The organism is Pantoea rodasii (assembly GCF_002095465.1).
Lineage (GTDB): Bacteria > Pseudomonadota > Gammaproteobacteria > Enterobacterales > Enterobacteriaceae > Pantoea > Pantoea rodasii.
On record NZ_MLFP01000002.1, the window covers coordinates 194,021 to 208,675 of the forward strand.

The following is a 14,655-nucleotide window of genomic DNA, read 5'->3' on the forward strand; positions in this document are numbered from 1 at the left end:
GAAAGTGGGCGTTGGTTACCGCGCCGGAGCTGATAATTCCAGTTTATGCAGTGCGTTGCGACAGCGTGCCAAACGCTCATGCAGCACTTCCACGTCACGAATTAATTGCTGCTGCACCACCAGGGTTTCTGCGCGCGCCAGATGTTGCTCACGTTGTTCAATCATTGCCAGCAGGCGTGTTTCGTAGCCCTGATACTCCTCGCGTTTTGACTGACGCGGATCGCCACGCGGCCGTTCACGCGGCGTGCGCAGCTGCTGACTCTGGCATTCACGTTGCAGCGCGGCAATCTGATCCAGCACTTTTTCTGCCAGCCATTGGCGGCGCACCACATCCGTTTCAGCGGCGCTTAACTGCGTCAAATTGTGTTCCAGCTCGCAGAGATAATCGGCCAGTCGTGTGCCTTTACAGCGGAACAGCTGTGCATCAAACGGGGCTGACGGCAGGCGCCATCTTTCTGCTGCGCGATCTGCTGACGCAGTTGTGCAACGATCATCTGCAGGCGCTGTTGTGCGGGCTGTTGGGGCATCACTCTGATTCCGACTGTGTTAACGTAGCGCAGTTCCGATTTTTTCAGGCATCAGGCATGCAACGAATTTTACTGTTGTGTCTCGGCTGGCTGGCCATTGTGCTGGGTACGCTGGGCATTGTATTACCTTTATTACCCACCACGCCATTTGTGTTGCTGGCCGCCTGGTGCTTTGCCCGATCGTCGCCACGTTTTCACCACTGGCTGCTGTGGCGTTCACCGTTTGGCCGCTATATTCGTCACTGGCAGCAGCATCGCGCCATGCCGCCCGGCGCCAAAGGGCGCGCCATGTTGCTGATTGTCATCACCTTTGCGGTTTCCATCTATCTGGTCAATATGCTGTGGGTGCGCATTATGCTGGGCGTGATGCTGTGCGCATTACTGCTGTTTATGTGGCGCATTCCGGTGGTGGCAGAAAATAGTGACAGCGGCGATTAAGCGCGGCAGGGTTGCATTTAGGCGGGTATTTGCATAGATTTGGGCATCTTCGTGCGTGGCTTCCCTATTTAACTGTCTTCGTTAACCCGGTTTCCGGGTATTGGCGCTGTCAGAAGCCGCGCGTATTAGATATTTTTCCAGGCGTAACACTTATGACCGCAACTGCTCAGCAGCTTGAACTCATCAAAAACAGCATCAAAAGCATCCCTGACTACCCTAAGCCGGGCATTCTGTTCCGTGACGTCACCAGTTTGATGGAAGATCCGCAGGCCTATGCCGCGTCGATTGCCATTCTGGTTGAGCGCTATCGTGACAAAGGCATCACCAAAGTGGTGGGCACCGAAGCACGTGGCTTCCTGTTTGGTGCACCGGTGGCGCTGGGTTTGGGCGTGGGTTTTGTGCCAGTTCGTAAACCGGGCAAACTGCCACGTGAAACCTACAGCGAAAGCTATGAGCTGGAGTACGGTTCTGATGCGCTGGAATTGCACAAAGATGCGATCAAACCTGGCGATGTGGTGCTGGTGGTTGACGATCTGCTGGCGACCGGCGGCACGCTGGAAGCTACGGTGAAACTGATCCGCCGTGCCGGTGGTGAAGTTAAAGATGCCGCGTTTGTGATCAACCTGTTTGATCTGAGCGGTGAAGCGCGCCTCAACGCAATCGGCATCGACTGCTACAGCCTTGTGAATTTCCCCGGCCACTAAGGCCTGTGCGCTCCGCGATACGGCGGGGCGCAACCTCTGCAACGCCTCTACCGCCATTTTTGTTACCTGCAACGCGACGTATGTCGGGTATAGGCATATCCGGTTGTGGCTGTTAGACTACTGCCCATATACACAGGGTTTGCGAAGCTGCATTTTTCCCCTTTTTCTTGTGGCGGAACCCGGTTCATTTAGCCGCACCGCTGTGCCAACTCAATAAAATCCAGTGATTGAATCCACATGAGCTATCAGGTACTTGCGCGAAAATGGCGTCCCCAGGCTTTCGCTGACGTAGTCGGTCAGGAACATGTGCTGACTGCGCTGGCCAACGGGTTGTCACTGGGACGAATCCATCATGCTTATCTCTTTTCCGGTACTCGCGGCGTGGGGAAAACCTCGATCGCCCGTTTGCTGGCAAAAGGTCTTAACTGCGAAACCGGCATCACCTCCACGCCTTGTGGCCAGTGTGATAACTGCCGTGAAATTGAGCAGGGACGTTTTGTCGATCTGATCGAGATCGATGCGGCCTCACGTACCAAAGTCGAAGACACGCGCGATCTGCTGGATAACGTGCAGTACGCCCCGGCGCGCGGTCGCTTCAAAGTTTACCTGATCGATGAAGTGCACATGCTCTCGCGTCACAGCTTCAATGCGCTGTTGAAAACGCTGGAAGAGCCGCCGTCGCACGTCAAATTCCTGCTGGCGACCACCGATCCGCAAAAGCTGCCGGTGACCATTCTGTCGCGTTGCCTGCAGTTCCATCTCAAAGCGCTCGACGTCGAGCAAATCCAGCAACAGCTGGTGCACGTGTTGCAGCAAGAGCAGATTGCGGCTGAACCACGCGCGCTGCATTTGCTGGCGCGCGCCGCTGACGGCAGTATGCGCGATGCGCTGAGCCTCACTGACCAGGCCATCGCTATGGGGCAGGGCAGCGTGACGCGTGAAACCGTGGCGCAAATGCTGGGCACGCTGGATGATGAACAGCCGCTGGCGCTGATTGAAGCGCTGGTGGACGGTCATGGCGAACAGGTGATGGCGCTGCTGAATCAGGCGGCATCGCGTGGCGTGGAGTGGGAAGCGCTGCTGGTCGAGATGCTGCGTTTGCTGCATCGCGTGGCGATGGTGCAACTGCTGCCGAGTTCGTTAGGCGAAGATGACGTTAACCAGGCGCAGCGTCTGCGTGATTTAGCGCGCGTGATGCCGCCGGCCGATGTGCAACTCTATTACCAAACCCTGCTGATGGGGCGCAAAGATCTGCCGCTGGCACCGGATCGTCGCTTAGGCGTTGAGATGACGCTGCTGCGTGCGCTGGCGTTTCATCCGCAGGCGACCATCGCTGAGCCGGTTGCACGTCCAAGCCTGATCCCGCAGGCAGCACCGCAAGCTCCTGCTGGCACTGCTGCGCCAGCGTCCGGCGTTCAAGCTACTGTGCCAGCAACGCCAGCAGTTTCAGCTCGTGCCGCCGCACCTGCAATGCCAGCGGCCTCAGATAATGCCGCCGCGCCTGTAACGTCACCTTCGGCACATCGCCCCACTTCTGCTGCGCAGCCACAAATGGCGCCGCCGATGCAGGATGCACCGCCGATGGCCGATGATTATCCGGATATGCAACCGGCGCCTGAGCATCTGTCCGACTCCACCAGCCAGCTATTACAAGCGCGAACGCAGTTACTGCGTCAGGGAGCCGGCAAGGCAAAAAGAGTGAGCCGGCAGCGCGTTCCGCGCGGCCGGCGAACCCGGCGCTGGAACGTCTCGCCAGTGTCACGGAACGCGTGCAGCAGCGCGCGTCTGAACCGGCAGTAAAAGCGCCGGCGAAACCGGAAGCCTATCGCTGGAAAGCGCAGCAAACGGTAGAGGTGAAAGCTGAACCGGTGGCGACGCCAAAAGCCTTGCGTTCCGCTCTGGAGCATGAGAAAACGCCTGAGCTGGCGCTACGCCTGGCGGAAGAGGCCCAACAACGCGATGAGTGGGCCGCCGAAATTGCCGCGCTGACGTTGCCAAAATTGGTGCAGCAAGTCGCGCTGAACGCGTGGAAAGAAGTGGGCGAGAACGCCGTCACGCTGCATTTGCGTAGCAGTCAGCGTCACCTGAATTCGGCGTCGGCAAAACAAGCGCTGATGGAAGCGCTCAGTCAGGCAGCCGGACAAACGGTTGAACTGACCATCGTTGAAGACGATAATCCCGCGGTATTGACGCCACTGGAATGGCGTCAGGCCATTTATGAAGAGAAGCTGGTGCAGGCGCGCCAGTCGATCACTAGCGATACTCACATTCAGACCTTGCAACGATTCTTCGATGCCGATCTGGATGAAGAGAGTATTCGACCCGTTTGAACACCCGCTGTCGCAACGAGTTTGTGTGCAGCCCCAGCAGAGAGAGAAGACTATGTTTGGTAAAGGCGGATTGGGTAACCTGATGAAACAGGCCCAGCAGATGCAAGACAAAATGGCCAAGGTTCAGGAAGAGATCGCTGCGCTGGAAGTCACCGGTGAATCGGGCGCTGGCCTGGTCAAAGTCACCATTAATGGCGCACATAACTGCCGCCGTGTCGAAGTCGATCCAAGCTTGCTGGAAGATGACAAAGACATGCTGGAAGATTTGATCGCTGCGGCGTTTAACGATGCTGCACGTCGCATCGACGAAACGCAGAAAGAGAAAATGGCTTCCGTCTCTTCCGGTATGCAGCTGCCACCTGGCTTCAAGATGCCGTTCTGATGCAAACCAGTCCACTGCTTGAATCTTTGATGGAGTCACTGCGCTGCCTGCCGGGCGTAGGTCCGAAATCGGCGCAGCGTATGGCTTTTCAGCTGTTGCAGCGCGATCGTAGCGGTGGCATGCGTCTGGCGCAGGCATTGACCCGCGCCATGTCGGAAATCGGCCACTGTGCCGATTGCCGCACCTTTACCGAGCAGGAGATCTGCACCATCTGCGCCAATCCGCGTCGTCAACAAAACGGCCAGATTTGCGTGGTGGAAAGTCCTGCTGATATCCACGCCATTGAGCAGACCGGCCAGTTTGGCGGCCGGTACTTTGTGCTGATGGGCCATTTGTCACCGCTGGATGGCATTGGCCCGCAGGATATCGGTCTGGATCGGTTAGAGCAGCGCCTGGAGCGCGAAACCCTGACCGAAGTGATCCTCGCCACCAATCCCACGGTGGAAGGTGAAGCCACCGCCAACTATATCGCCAGTTTGTGCGCGGAGTATGGCGTGGATGCCAGCCGCATCGCGCACGGCGTGCCGGTTGGTGGGGAGCTGGAAATGGTTGATGGCACCACGCTGTCGCACTCGCTCGCCGGACGCCACAAGATTAAATTCTAATCACTTGCCGATGTCTTCACTGACATCGGCTTGAAATTCCCGCCATCATCCCCATTTCTCTCTCAACTTTAACCCAAAATAATTCAAGTTGCAGGAAGGCGGCAAACGAGAGAATCCCGATGAGCTGACTTAAGTCAGAGATTCGGGTGAACGAGAGCAGCCAACGCATCTGCGGCTTGAAGTATGAAGGGGATATGATCAATCCTGATTTAGTTGAGGTAGCAATGACCATGAAAGGACAAGAGACGCGTGGCTTCCAGTCAGAAGTAAACAACTTCTGCATCTGATGATCCATTCGCTCTATTCAAACAAAGAGATTTTCCTGCGTGAGCTGATTTCCAACGCCTCTGATGCCGCGGACAAACTGCGCTTCCGCGCCCTGTCCACCCCGGATCTGTATGAAGGCGATGGCGACCTGCGCGTGCGTATCTCGGTCGATAAGGACAATCGTACGCTGACCTTGAGCGACAACGGTATCGGTATGCGTCGTGATGAGGTGATTGAGAACCTCGGCACCATCGCGAAATCGGGCACCAAGTCGTTCCTCGAATCCATGGGCTCTGACCAGGCGAAAGACAGCCAGCTGATCGGTCAGTTTGGTGTGGGCTTCTACTCGGCGTTTATCGTTGCTGATAAAGTGACTGTGCGCACCCGCGCCGCTGGCGCTAAAGCCGATGAAGCGGTGTTCTGGGAATCAGCAGGTGAAGGTGATTACACCCTGGCTGAAATCGAGAAAGCCGATCGCGGTACTGAAATCACGCTGCACTTGCGTGAAGGCGAAGATGATTTCCTCGACGCCTGGCGCGTGCGTAATGTGATCAGCAAATATTCCGATCACATCGCGTTGCCGGTTGAGATTGAAACCAAAGACGAAGAGAACGACACCACCAGCTGGGAAAAGATCAACAAAGCCCAGGCGCTGTGGACGCGTAACAAGTCTGAAATCAGCGATGACGAATACAACGAGTTCTACAAACACATCGCCCACGATTACAGCGACCCGGCGATCTGGAGCCACAACCGCGTGGAAGGCAAGCAGGAGTACACCAGCCTGCTGTACATCCCGCAGCGTGCGCCGTTCGACATGTTCAACCGCGACAGCAAACACGGCCTGAAGCTGTATGTGCAGCGCGTATTCATCATGGACGATGCCGAACAGTTCATGCCGAACTACCTGCGCTTTGTGCGTGGCCTGATAGATTCCAACGATCTGCCGCTGAACGTGTCACGTGAAATCCTGCAGGACAGCCGTGTCACCCAGAGCCTGCGTGCCGCGCTGACCAAACGTAGCCTGCAGATGCTGGAAAAACTGGCGAAGGATGACGCTGAGAAGTATCAGCAGTTCTGGAAAGAGTTCGGTCTGGTACTGAAAGAGGGCCCAGCCGAAGACAACGCCAACCAGCAGGCGATTGCTAAGCTGCTGCGTTTTGCCACCAGCCAGAGTGAAGGCGCCGAGCAGACCATTTCGCTGGAAGATTACCTGAGCCGCATGGTGGAAGGGCAGGAGAAGATTTACTACATCACTGCCGATAGCTATGCCGCCGCAAAGAGCAGCCCGCATCTGGAATTGTTCCGCAAGAAAGGCATCGAGGTGCTGCTGCTTTCCGATCGTATCGACGAGTGGATGATGAGCTACCTGACCGAGTTCGACGGTAAAACCTTCCAGTCAGTGAGCAAAGCGGATGATTCGCTGAGCAAACTGGCCGATGAAGAAACCGAAGAGCAGAAGGAAGCGGAAAAAGCGCTGGAGCCGTTTGTTGAGCGCGTGAAAACCCTGCTGGGCGAGCGTGTGAAAGAGGTGCGTCTGACGCATCGTCTGACCGACACCCCAGCGATTGTCACCACCGACGCCAATGAAATGACCACGCAGATGGCGAAGCTGTTTGCTGCTGCCGGTCAGGAAGTGCCTGAAGTGAAGTACATCTTCGAGATCAACCCGGAGCATACGCTGGTGAAACGCGTGGCGGACACCCATGACGAAGCGCATTTTGCTGAGTGGGTTGAACTGCTGCTGGATCAGGCGCTGCTGGCCGAACGCGGCACGCTCGACGATCCGAACCAGTTTATCCGTCGTATGAACCAACTGCTGACGGCGTAAGCCTGCGCGGTAAGTAAACAGGTCGGCCTTAGTGCCGACCTTTTTTATTTAATGCGGCGCCTGGTCGCGCACCCAATCGCGAAACAGGGTGACTTCGGCATCATGTTGCCGTGACAGCTTGGTCATCATCCACGTAGCGCGATCCACTCGCACAAACCCTAATGGCGCAATCAGCGTGCCGTCACTCAACTCCTGCCGCACCAGCAGTCGCGGTGCCATGATCACGCCCAGTCCGTTTCTCGCCGCCTGAATACCCAGCGTGAGATTATCGAAATGTTTCCCCACCCAGAAATTGCCGCGTACGCCGCTGGTTTTGCCCCATTCTGCCCAAGCGTGCAGCCGCGTATCCGCATGCAACAGCGGCAGTGAGGCCAAGTCCTGCTCATTTTGAAAACGCGCGGCATATTGAGGCGCGCACAGTGGACCGATGTAATCATCGCTGATCAACGTGGCATCAATATCGTCATCCGGTGACTGTTCATAGCTGAGAATCAGCACATCAGTGTGCTCACTGCGCAACTGATCGACCTCCACCAGCGGTTGAAACTGCACTTCAATATCGGGATAGCGCTGATAAAAACTGCTGATGCGTGGAATCAGCCACTGAGATAAAAAACTGGGGGCACAAGAGACGCTGAGGTGATGACGCATACCGGTGCGGATGCTTTCGCAGGTGGTAGAGAGTTCACTGAACGCTTTTTGGCAGCTCACCAGCAGACGCTCGCCGTGTGAGGTTAATTTGACACGTCCGTTGGTGCGCACGAACAATGGCTTTCCCATCCAGCTTTCCAGCTGTCGGATCTGATGGCTAATGGCGCTGTGAGTGACATGCAGACGCTCGGCCGCCACGCTAAAACTGCTGTGCAGTGCTGCCTGATGAAAATAGTGCAGTGCACGTAACGACGGAAGCGCGGTCATACTCATCCCCTGTGTAAAAACCTAACAGGGATTGTCAGTTTATATCATTTTAATGTCCAGCCGCATTGGCCTAACCTTTCCCCCAGATTATGGCGGGTTGACGGAAGGACTTGTCTGTGTTTCACGCGGCTGATGTCCCCCGACCTGCGACCCCACACAGCACCCCAATAATTAGAGAAATTTCACGCGATGGATCACCAACATGCTACTGCCAGGGCGGCGGCGGCGCGCGATCGACTTCGCGGCTTGCTATCCCGTCATTATCGGCTGGAAAATTACGACCTGTTCTTTGCACCCTCTTTGCATATTGCTCGGGTGCTATTGTCACAGCTATTTTTGCGCCAGGAGCAGGCGCGCAACCAAACGCGCTACGCCACGCAATATCCCGTCACGGAACTCAGTGTGTTACCGGCCGTCCCGATGATGGCGGGCAACATTGCGTTGGTCGAACACGTGGACATGCAGCAAGGGCGAGTGCTTTCGCTGGCTGAATGTCAAAGTCAGGGCGTTACCGATGCCTCAGAATCCTTTGCCACCTTATTGCACAAACGCTTAATCAGCGATGCGCGCCTGTTTGTCGCGCGCCTCGATCGTCATGCGGAGTTAAGCCGCGACCTGGTGCTGATCGCATTAAGAACCTGTGATTTTAGTACGCTGGTGCGCAGCGAATTACGCCTGTTCGAGCAAGGCCTGGCATTTGGTGCGGCGCAGGAGCAGGCACTGGAAGTGATGGAAAACAGCGACTGGCGTCCCTTTAACATCGCTAGCGTGGAAAATATCACCCTTGATGCACCGGTTGAGCTGCAATCGATTCAGCAACACGGTTTGCCGTTCGCACTGCTTCCGCTGCCTGCTAGCCTCAAGCTTAGCGCGCTGCCGCAGGATGCACAGCTGCTGGCGGGGTATCATCGCCTGCGGCTGCATGCCAGCGTGCGCGGCGGCGTGAACAAACATCAAAATGTCACCCCCATCATGAAAAAACGCCTGAAAGAGGTGTTGAGCGATAGCCGTGATTCTTAAAACGGGCACTCTGCTGGTGTTATGCGCTAAAGCAAGTCAAAGTAAACCTTTCACCGGAAGCGCGCCCGTTTCCTTGTGGTGCGCGGGTCATAATGGTATGTTCTTGGCCTTCTCAGATAGATCAATGCGATTCGCAAGGGGAATTACGCAATGCGTATTATTCTGCTCGGGGCACCGGGCGCAGGTAAAGGCACTCAGGCTCAATTCATCATGGAGAAATACGGTATTCCGCAAATCTCCACCGGTGACATGTTGCGTGCGGCAGTTAAAGCAGGCACCGAACTGGGCCAACAGGCGAAAGCCATCATGGATGCCGGTAAACTGGTGACGGACGAGTTGGTGATTGCGCTGGTTAAAGAGCGTATCGCGCAGGAAGACTGCAAAAACGGTTTCCTGCTCGATGGCTTCCCACGCACTATCCCACAGGCTGACGCCATGAAAGACGCGGGCATCAATGTGGACTTCGTGCTGGAATTTGCCGTACCGGACGAATTGATTGTGGATCGTATTGTGGGCCGTCGCGTGCATGCGCCGTCTGGCCGCGTGTATCACGTCTCTTACAACCCACCAAAAGTGGAAGGCAAAGATGACGTGACCGGCGAAGAGCTGACCACGCGTAAAGACGATCAGGAAGAAACCGTGCGTAAGCGTCTGGTGGAATACCATCAGCTGACCGCGCCGTTGATTGCTTACTACAGCAAAGAAGCGGAAGCCGGTAAAACCCAGTATCACAAGATCGACGGCACCCGTAAGGTTGCTGAAGTGAGCACGCAGCTGGCCGAAATCCTCGGTTAACCCGTCATACTTCAATTTGCAGGTGCGTTGGTTGCTCTCGTTTGCCGCCTTCCTGCCATTTGAATTATTTAGGGTTGTGTTAGAAAGGGTCGGTTGTCCGGCCCTTTTGCAGCAATTGCTTTCCCCTCCCTCGTTTTCCGCTACAATTCCCTCGTTTTTGACCCATTCGTTTCGACATCAAGGAAATACCAATGAGGCAAGAAAAGCCCGGGGTTTTGCTGGTCAATTTAGGCACACCAGATGCACCCACTACACCTGCCGTTAAACGCTACCTGAAACAATTTCTTGGCGATCCGCGCGTAGTCGACACGCCGCGTTGGTTGTGGTGGCCGATTCTTAATTTCGCCATCCTGCCGTTCCGATCGCCACGCGTTTCGAAGCTGTACGCCTCCGTCTGGATGAAAGAAGGCTCGCCGCTGATGGTGTTCAGCAAGCAGCAGCGTGAAGCGCTGGCGCAACGCATTGATATGCCGGTAGAGCTGGGCATGAGTTACGGCCAGCCGAGCCTGGATGGCGCGGTACAGCGTTTGCTGGCACAGGGCGTCACCAAACTGATTGTGCTGCCGCTTTATCCGCAGTTTTCGTGCTCGACGGTGGCTGCCGTTTGGGACGGATTATCCGCCAGCTTCAAACCGCTGCGCTCCTTGCCGGAAGTGGCTTTTATCCGCGATTATGCCGAGCATCCGGCTTATATTGCGGCACTGAAAGCCTCGGTTGAGCGATCGTTCGCGCAGCACGGCGAGCCGGATCTGCTGGTGCTTTCGTATCACGGCATCCCGCAGCGCTTTGCCAATGAAGGCGATGATTACCCGCTGCGCTGCAAAGATACCACCGAGGCGCTGGCCGCCGCATTGGGCATTGCACCGCACAAGATCATGATGACTTTCCAGTCACGCTTTGGCCGTGAGCCTTGGTTGACGCCGTACACCGATGAAACCATGCAAGGTTTACCGGCCAAAGGCATCAAGCATGTTCAGGTGATGAGCCTGGTTTTTCTGCCGACTGCCTCGAAACGCTGGAGGAGATCAGCGAGCAGAACTGCGAGTTCTTCCTGCACGCTGGTGGCGAGAAGTTCGAGTACATCCCCGCGCTCAACGCCGATGACGAGCACATCGAAATGATGGTTCAGCTGGTCAACGCACGCCGATAAAGCACTGACAGAGAGTGTGATATCATTCTCTGTCAGATTTCCCTTACGGCAGCCACGATGAAATTTCCCGGCAAACGCAAATCCAAACACTATTTCCCCGTTAACGCGCGCGATCCGCTGCTGCAAGCCACGCCTCAAGAGCAGGAAGAGGGCAGCTGGGTGGTGGGCATCGATCAGACGCTGGTGGACATTGAAGCCAAAGTTGATGATGACTTCCTGCAGCGCTATGGGCTAAGCGCCGGTCACTCCCTGGTGATCGACGATGCTACAGCTGAAGCGTTGTATAACGAGCTGATGCGCGATGGGCTGATCAGCCATCAATTTGCCGGTGGCACCATTGGTAATACGTTGCACAACTATTCGGTGCTGGCCGATGACCGTTCGGTGCTGCTCGGCGTGATGTGCAACAATATCCAGATTGGCGGCTACGCCTATCGCTACCTGTGCAACACTTCCAGCCGCATGGATCTCAACTTCCTGCAAGGCGTTGATGGCGCGATTGGTCGCTGCTTCACCCTGATTGGTGAGCAGGGCGAACGCACCTTTGCCATCAGCCCGGGGTTGATGAACCAACTGCAGGCCGACAGCATTCCGGAAGAGGTGATTGCCGGGGCGTCAGCGCTGGTACTCACTTCCTATCTGGTGCGCTGCCAGCCTGGCGAACCAATGCCCGCCGCCACGCTGCGCGCCATCGAATACGCCAAAAAACATCATGTCCCGGTGGTGCTGACGCTGGGCACCAAATATGTGATTCAGGACGATCCCCAGTTCTGGCGCGATTTCCTGCGCGATCATGTGTCGATTGTGGCGATGAACGAAGAAGAGGCCTTCGCGCTGACGGGTGAGCAGGATCCGCTGCTGGCCTCGAATATTGCGCTGGACTGGGTGGATCTGGTGCTGTGCACTGCCGGCCCTACCGGTTTGTACATGGCTGGCTTCACCGAAGATGCCTTCAAGCGCAACACCAACCATCCGCTGCTGCCGGGCGCGATCGCGGAGTTCAATCAATATGAGTTCAGCCGCGCCATGCGTCATCAGGATTGCCAGCAGCCGCTGCGCATCTTCTCGCACATCGCGCCTTATATGGGCGGCCCTGAGAAGATCATGAACACTAACGGCGCGGGTGATGGCGCGTTAGCGGCGCTGCTGCACGATATCACCGCCAATAATTTCCACCGCCAGAAAGTGCCGAATTCCAGCAAGCACGCGCGCGGATACCTCACCTATTCGTCGCTGGCGCAGGTGTGCAAGTACGCGAACCGGGTGAGCTATCAGGTGCTGAATCAGCATTCACCGCGTCTGATGCGCGGCCTGCCTGAGCGGGAAGACAGTTTAGAAGAGTCGTACTGGGACAGGTAAAGCCTATCTGGTGCGTATTCGCTTCGCTATGTCTGGAAGATTTACGGCCTAAAATACTGATATATCTATTTTAGCGTCAACATTCATGGCGTAATGCTGGTCAGTTAAGGTTAAGGGGTTCAGTTCAGGTAAGGCCATCCAGGCCAACCCGAACTGCCAGTCGCATCCCTGCGCCTGGCTCCTGGCCCAACGTAAAAGCCTCAGCGCTGCGGATAGCCCTTGCAGCAGCAAAGGCGCTCTGGCCTCCACTATCGTGCTCTTTTTAACAACGCGCACTGAAGCTGAAGAGCAGGCTGGTGCCGTACCGGGGCTGGCAATTCGCAGCGCTGAACGTAATGAGTCTGCCAGGAGAGGCCGCATGGATGCGGGCGAAAGGCGGGGCGGCACACGATGTGCCATCCCCCGCCGGTCCGTCAGGCAGACGAATGAAGTGAAGGTACCGCGCAGCGGCGCGAGGACAGCCAGCCCCGGTACGGCATCAGACTGCGTTATCATCCGTGGCTTAAAAAGCATAACGTCATGAATGGCGATCTGATCTTTCTCAAACAGTTAAATAGGGCACTCGCGTACAATCGGGTGCTGCGCGATCTCTTCCTGCAGCACATTCAGCATGCTGTTAGCGATCTCACGCTCGCCCATCACCACGCGATTGGCGCCGCGCTCCATGATGTAATTCACTTCATCGTCATAGTGCGCGCGGGCAATGATCTCGATATCCGGGCGTTTCTCGCGTGCGGCGGTGACAATCTCACCCGCCTCGTAACCGTTTGGAATGGTCAGCAGCAGCCAGCGGGCACAATCGAGTCGGGCTAATTCCATGGTATCAACGCGTGCCGCATTGCCCAGCACCGCTTTAATGCCTTGCTCGCGCAGCGCTTCCACGCGCGGACGGGAATTCTCCACCACAACCAGTGGCACATCTGCTTCCAGCAGCTGTTGTCCCAGCAGGCTGCCGACGCGTCCGTAACCGACAATCACCGCGTGATTGCAGATATCCACCGGGATCTGCTTCTCTTCTTCAATCGCTTCTTCCAGCGTCTGCTCTTCGATGGTTTCTGTTTTATCGAGATAGCGTTCTAGCACGGTAAACAGGATTGGGTTGAGCATAATCGACAGGATTGCCGCTGCCAGTACCAGGTTGCGACCCTCATCGCTCAGCATGCCGAGCGAAATACCCAGGCCGGCAAGAATAAAGGCGAACTCACCAATCTGCGCGAGGCTCACGGAAATGGTCATTGCGGTACGGCGTGAGTGGCCGAGCATCGTCACCAGCAGCCACGCCGCGATGGATTTACCCAGCACGATAATCGCCAGCGCGCCTAACACCGCCAGCGGCTGCTCAATCAAAATCATCGGGTCGAACAGCATGCCGACCGAGACAAAGAACAGTACCGCGAAGGCATCGCGCAGCGGCAAAGTATCGTGCGCCGCACGGTGGCTGAGTTCGGACTCGTTGAGCACCATACCGGCAAAGAAGGCGCCGAGTGCGAAGGAAACATCAAAGAATTCAACGGCACCGAATGCGATGCCCAGCGCCAGCGCTAACACCGATAAGGTGAACAGCTCACGTGAACCGGTGGCGGCGCTTTTTGCCAGAATCCACGGCACCACGCGACGACCCACCACCATCATCAGCACCATAAAGGCGACGACTTTACCGATGGTCAGCAGCAAATCCCATATCAACAGGGTAGGGCTGGCATTGCCTTCTTGTAACATTCCGGCAATCGCGGGCAGCAGCACCAGCGTCAAGACCATCACCAGGTCTTCAACAATCAGCCAGCCGATAGCGATTTGCCCACGCTGGCTATCAATCAGTTGACGCTCTTCCAGCGCACGCAGCAGCACCACGGTACTGGCGGTGGAGAGGCACAGACCAAACACCAAACCGGTCATCCACGACCAGCCCATCGCCCAGGAAAGTCCCATTCCCAGCAGCGTAGCCACCGCGATCTGCGCGATAGCGCCGGGAATGGCAATCGACTTTACCGACATCAAATCTTTCAGCGAGAAGTGCAGGCCCACGCCAAACATCAGCAGGATAACGCCGAGTTCAGCCAGCTCAGGGGCAAGGTTGGTATCGGCGACGAAGCCTGGGGTAAAGGGCCCGGCGAGTACCCCAGCCAGCAGGTAGCCGACGAGCGGAGAAATACGCAGGCGGTTGGCAATCATTCCAAGGATAAAGGCGAGGACCAGCCCTCCGACAATGGTGGTGATCAACGGTGTAGTGTGATGCATGCCTGTCTCCTTGTGTGCAAATGTATCCGCTTGTAACAACCCAGTGTAATGCACAATCGCTAACCACGTTTAAACATTTGAGCGGTGAAAA

9 protein-coding genes, 4 pseudogenes and 1 other annotated feature are annotated in these 14,655 nt (G+C 56.3%); of the genes and pseudogenes, 10 read left to right on the plus strand and 3 right to left on the minus strand.

Going from position 1 to position 14,655, the window contains the following annotated elements; translation table 11 throughout:
* Positions 1 to 15: 15 nt before the first annotated feature.
* A pseudogene (gene priC / locus HA45_RS03270) lies at positions 16 to 527 on the minus strand (primosomal replication protein PriC).
* A 57-nt stretch (positions 528 to 584) separates the two neighbouring features.
* On the opposite strand from priC, the gene HA45_RS03275 reads away from it, so the two are divergent.
* The 6 genes and pseudogenes from HA45_RS03275 to htpG all read left to right on the plus strand — a co-directional run bounded on the left by HA45_RS03275 (position 585) and on the right by htpG (position 7,084).
* Positions 585 to 965 carry a DUF454 family protein gene (locus tag HA45_RS03275; RefSeq protein WP_100702307.1) on the plus strand — a complete coding sequence of 127 codons (381 nt, stop codon included), beginning with the start codon at positions 585 to 587 and terminating at the stop codon, positions 963 to 965.
* Between the two features lie 152 nt (positions 966 to 1,117).
* Entirely contained in the window at positions 1,118 to 1,669 is a 552-nt protein-coding gene (gene apt / locus HA45_RS03280; protein ID WP_058962246.1) for an adenine phosphoribosyltransferase, read from the plus strand.
* A gap of 237 nt (positions 1,670 to 1,906) precedes the next feature.
* Positions 1,907 to 3,999, plus strand: a pseudogene (gene dnaX / locus HA45_RS03285) (DNA polymerase III subunit gamma/tau).
* Positions 3,342 to 3,402: a sequence feature (DnaX frameshifting element), on the plus strand. It overlaps the preceding pseudogene by 61 nt.
* A 52-nt stretch (positions 4,000 to 4,051) precedes the next feature.
* A complete protein-coding gene (locus HA45_RS03290; RefSeq protein WP_031377860.1) occupies positions 4,052 to 4,381 on the plus strand; it encodes a YbaB/EbfC family nucleoid-associated protein in 330 nt (109 codons plus the stop codon).
* Positions 4,381 to 4,986, plus strand: a complete 606-nt coding sequence (gene recR, locus HA45_RS03295; RefSeq protein WP_100702309.1) for a recombination mediator RecR — start codon at positions 4,381 to 4,383, stop codon at positions 4,984 to 4,986. Before HA45_RS03290 ends, recR begins: the two co-directional genes overlap by 1 nt.
* Positions 4,987 to 5,216: 230 nt before the next feature.
* Positions 5,217 to 7,084: pseudogene (gene htpG / locus HA45_RS03305) on the plus strand (molecular chaperone HtpG).
* Between the two features lie 48 nt (positions 7,085 to 7,132).
* Here htpG and HA45_RS03310 read toward each other — a convergent pair.
* Positions 7,133 to 8,002 carry a LysR substrate-binding domain-containing protein gene (locus tag HA45_RS03310; protein WP_100702312.1) on the minus strand — a complete coding sequence of 290 codons (870 nt, stop codon included), beginning with the start codon at positions 8,000 to 8,002 and terminating at the stop codon, positions 7,133 to 7,135.
* Between the two features lie 189 nt (positions 8,003 to 8,191).
* On the opposite strand from HA45_RS03310, the gene HA45_RS03315 reads away from it, so the two are divergent.
* The 4 genes and pseudogenes from HA45_RS03315 to HA45_RS03330 all read left to right on the plus strand — a co-directional run bounded on the left by HA45_RS03315 (position 8,192) and on the right by HA45_RS03330 (position 12,326).
* Complete coding sequence (locus HA45_RS03315) at positions 8,192 to 9,022, plus strand: DUF6024 family protein (RefSeq protein WP_100702313.1); 831 nt, start codon at positions 8,192 to 8,194, stop codon at positions 9,020 to 9,022.
* Between the two features lie 150 nt (positions 9,023 to 9,172).
* Positions 9,173 to 9,817, plus strand: coding sequence for an adenylate kinase (gene adk, locus HA45_RS03320; RefSeq protein ID WP_100702314.1), 645 nt, complete (start codon positions 9,173 to 9,175; stop codon positions 9,815 to 9,817).
* Between the two features lie 191 nt (positions 9,818 to 10,008).
* Positions 10,009 to 10,967, plus strand: a pseudogene (hemH, locus tag HA45_RS03325) (ferrochelatase).
* A gap of 57 nt (positions 10,968 to 11,024) precedes the next feature.
* Entirely contained in the window at positions 11,025 to 12,326 is a 1,302-nt protein-coding gene (locus HA45_RS03330; RefSeq protein WP_100702316.1) for an inosine/guanosine kinase, read from the plus strand.
* Positions 12,327 to 12,875: 549 nt separating this feature from the next.
* Here the strand turns inward: HA45_RS03330 and ybaL are convergent.
* The gene (ybaL, locus tag HA45_RS03340) at positions 12,876 to 14,564 is read right to left on the minus strand and encodes a YbaL family putative K(+) efflux transporter (RefSeq protein ID WP_100702318.1); all 1,689 of its coding nucleotides are present in this window, start codon (positions 14,562 to 14,564) and stop codon (positions 12,876 to 12,878) included.
* Positions 14,565 to 14,655 lie beyond the last annotated feature (91 nt).

Bases quoted from the DNA above. Each gene is read 5' to 3' on its own strand.
- HA45_RS03275 (WP_100702307.1), top strand. From the start codon at position 585: ATGCAACGAATTTTACTGTTGTGTCTCGGCTGGCTGGCCATTGTGCTG.
- apt (WP_058962246.1), top strand. From the start codon at position 1,118: ATGACCGCAACTGCTCAGCAGCTTGAACTCATCAAAAACAGCATCAAA.
- HA45_RS03290 (WP_031377860.1), top strand. From the start codon at position 4,052: ATGTTTGGTAAAGGCGGATTGGGTAACCTGATGAAACAGGCCCAGCAG.
- recR (WP_100702309.1), top strand. From the start codon at position 4,381: ATGCAAACCAGTCCACTGCTTGAATCTTTGATGGAGTCACTGCGCTGC.
- HA45_RS03310 (WP_100702312.1), bottom strand. From the start codon at position 8,002: ATGACCGCGCTTCCGTCGTTACGTGCACTGCACTATTTTCATCAGGCA.
- HA45_RS03315 (WP_100702313.1), top strand. From the start codon at position 8,192: ATGGATCACCAACATGCTACTGCCAGGGCGGCGGCGGCGCGCGATCGA.
- adk (WP_100702314.1), top strand. From the start codon at position 9,173: ATGCGTATTATTCTGCTCGGGGCACCGGGCGCAGGTAAAGGCACTCAG.
- HA45_RS03330 (WP_100702316.1), top strand. From the start codon at position 11,025: ATGAAATTTCCCGGCAAACGCAAATCCAAACACTATTTCCCCGTTAAC.
- ybaL (WP_100702318.1), bottom strand. From the start codon at position 14,564: ATGCATCACACTACACCGTTGATCACCACCATTGTCGGAGGGCTGGTC.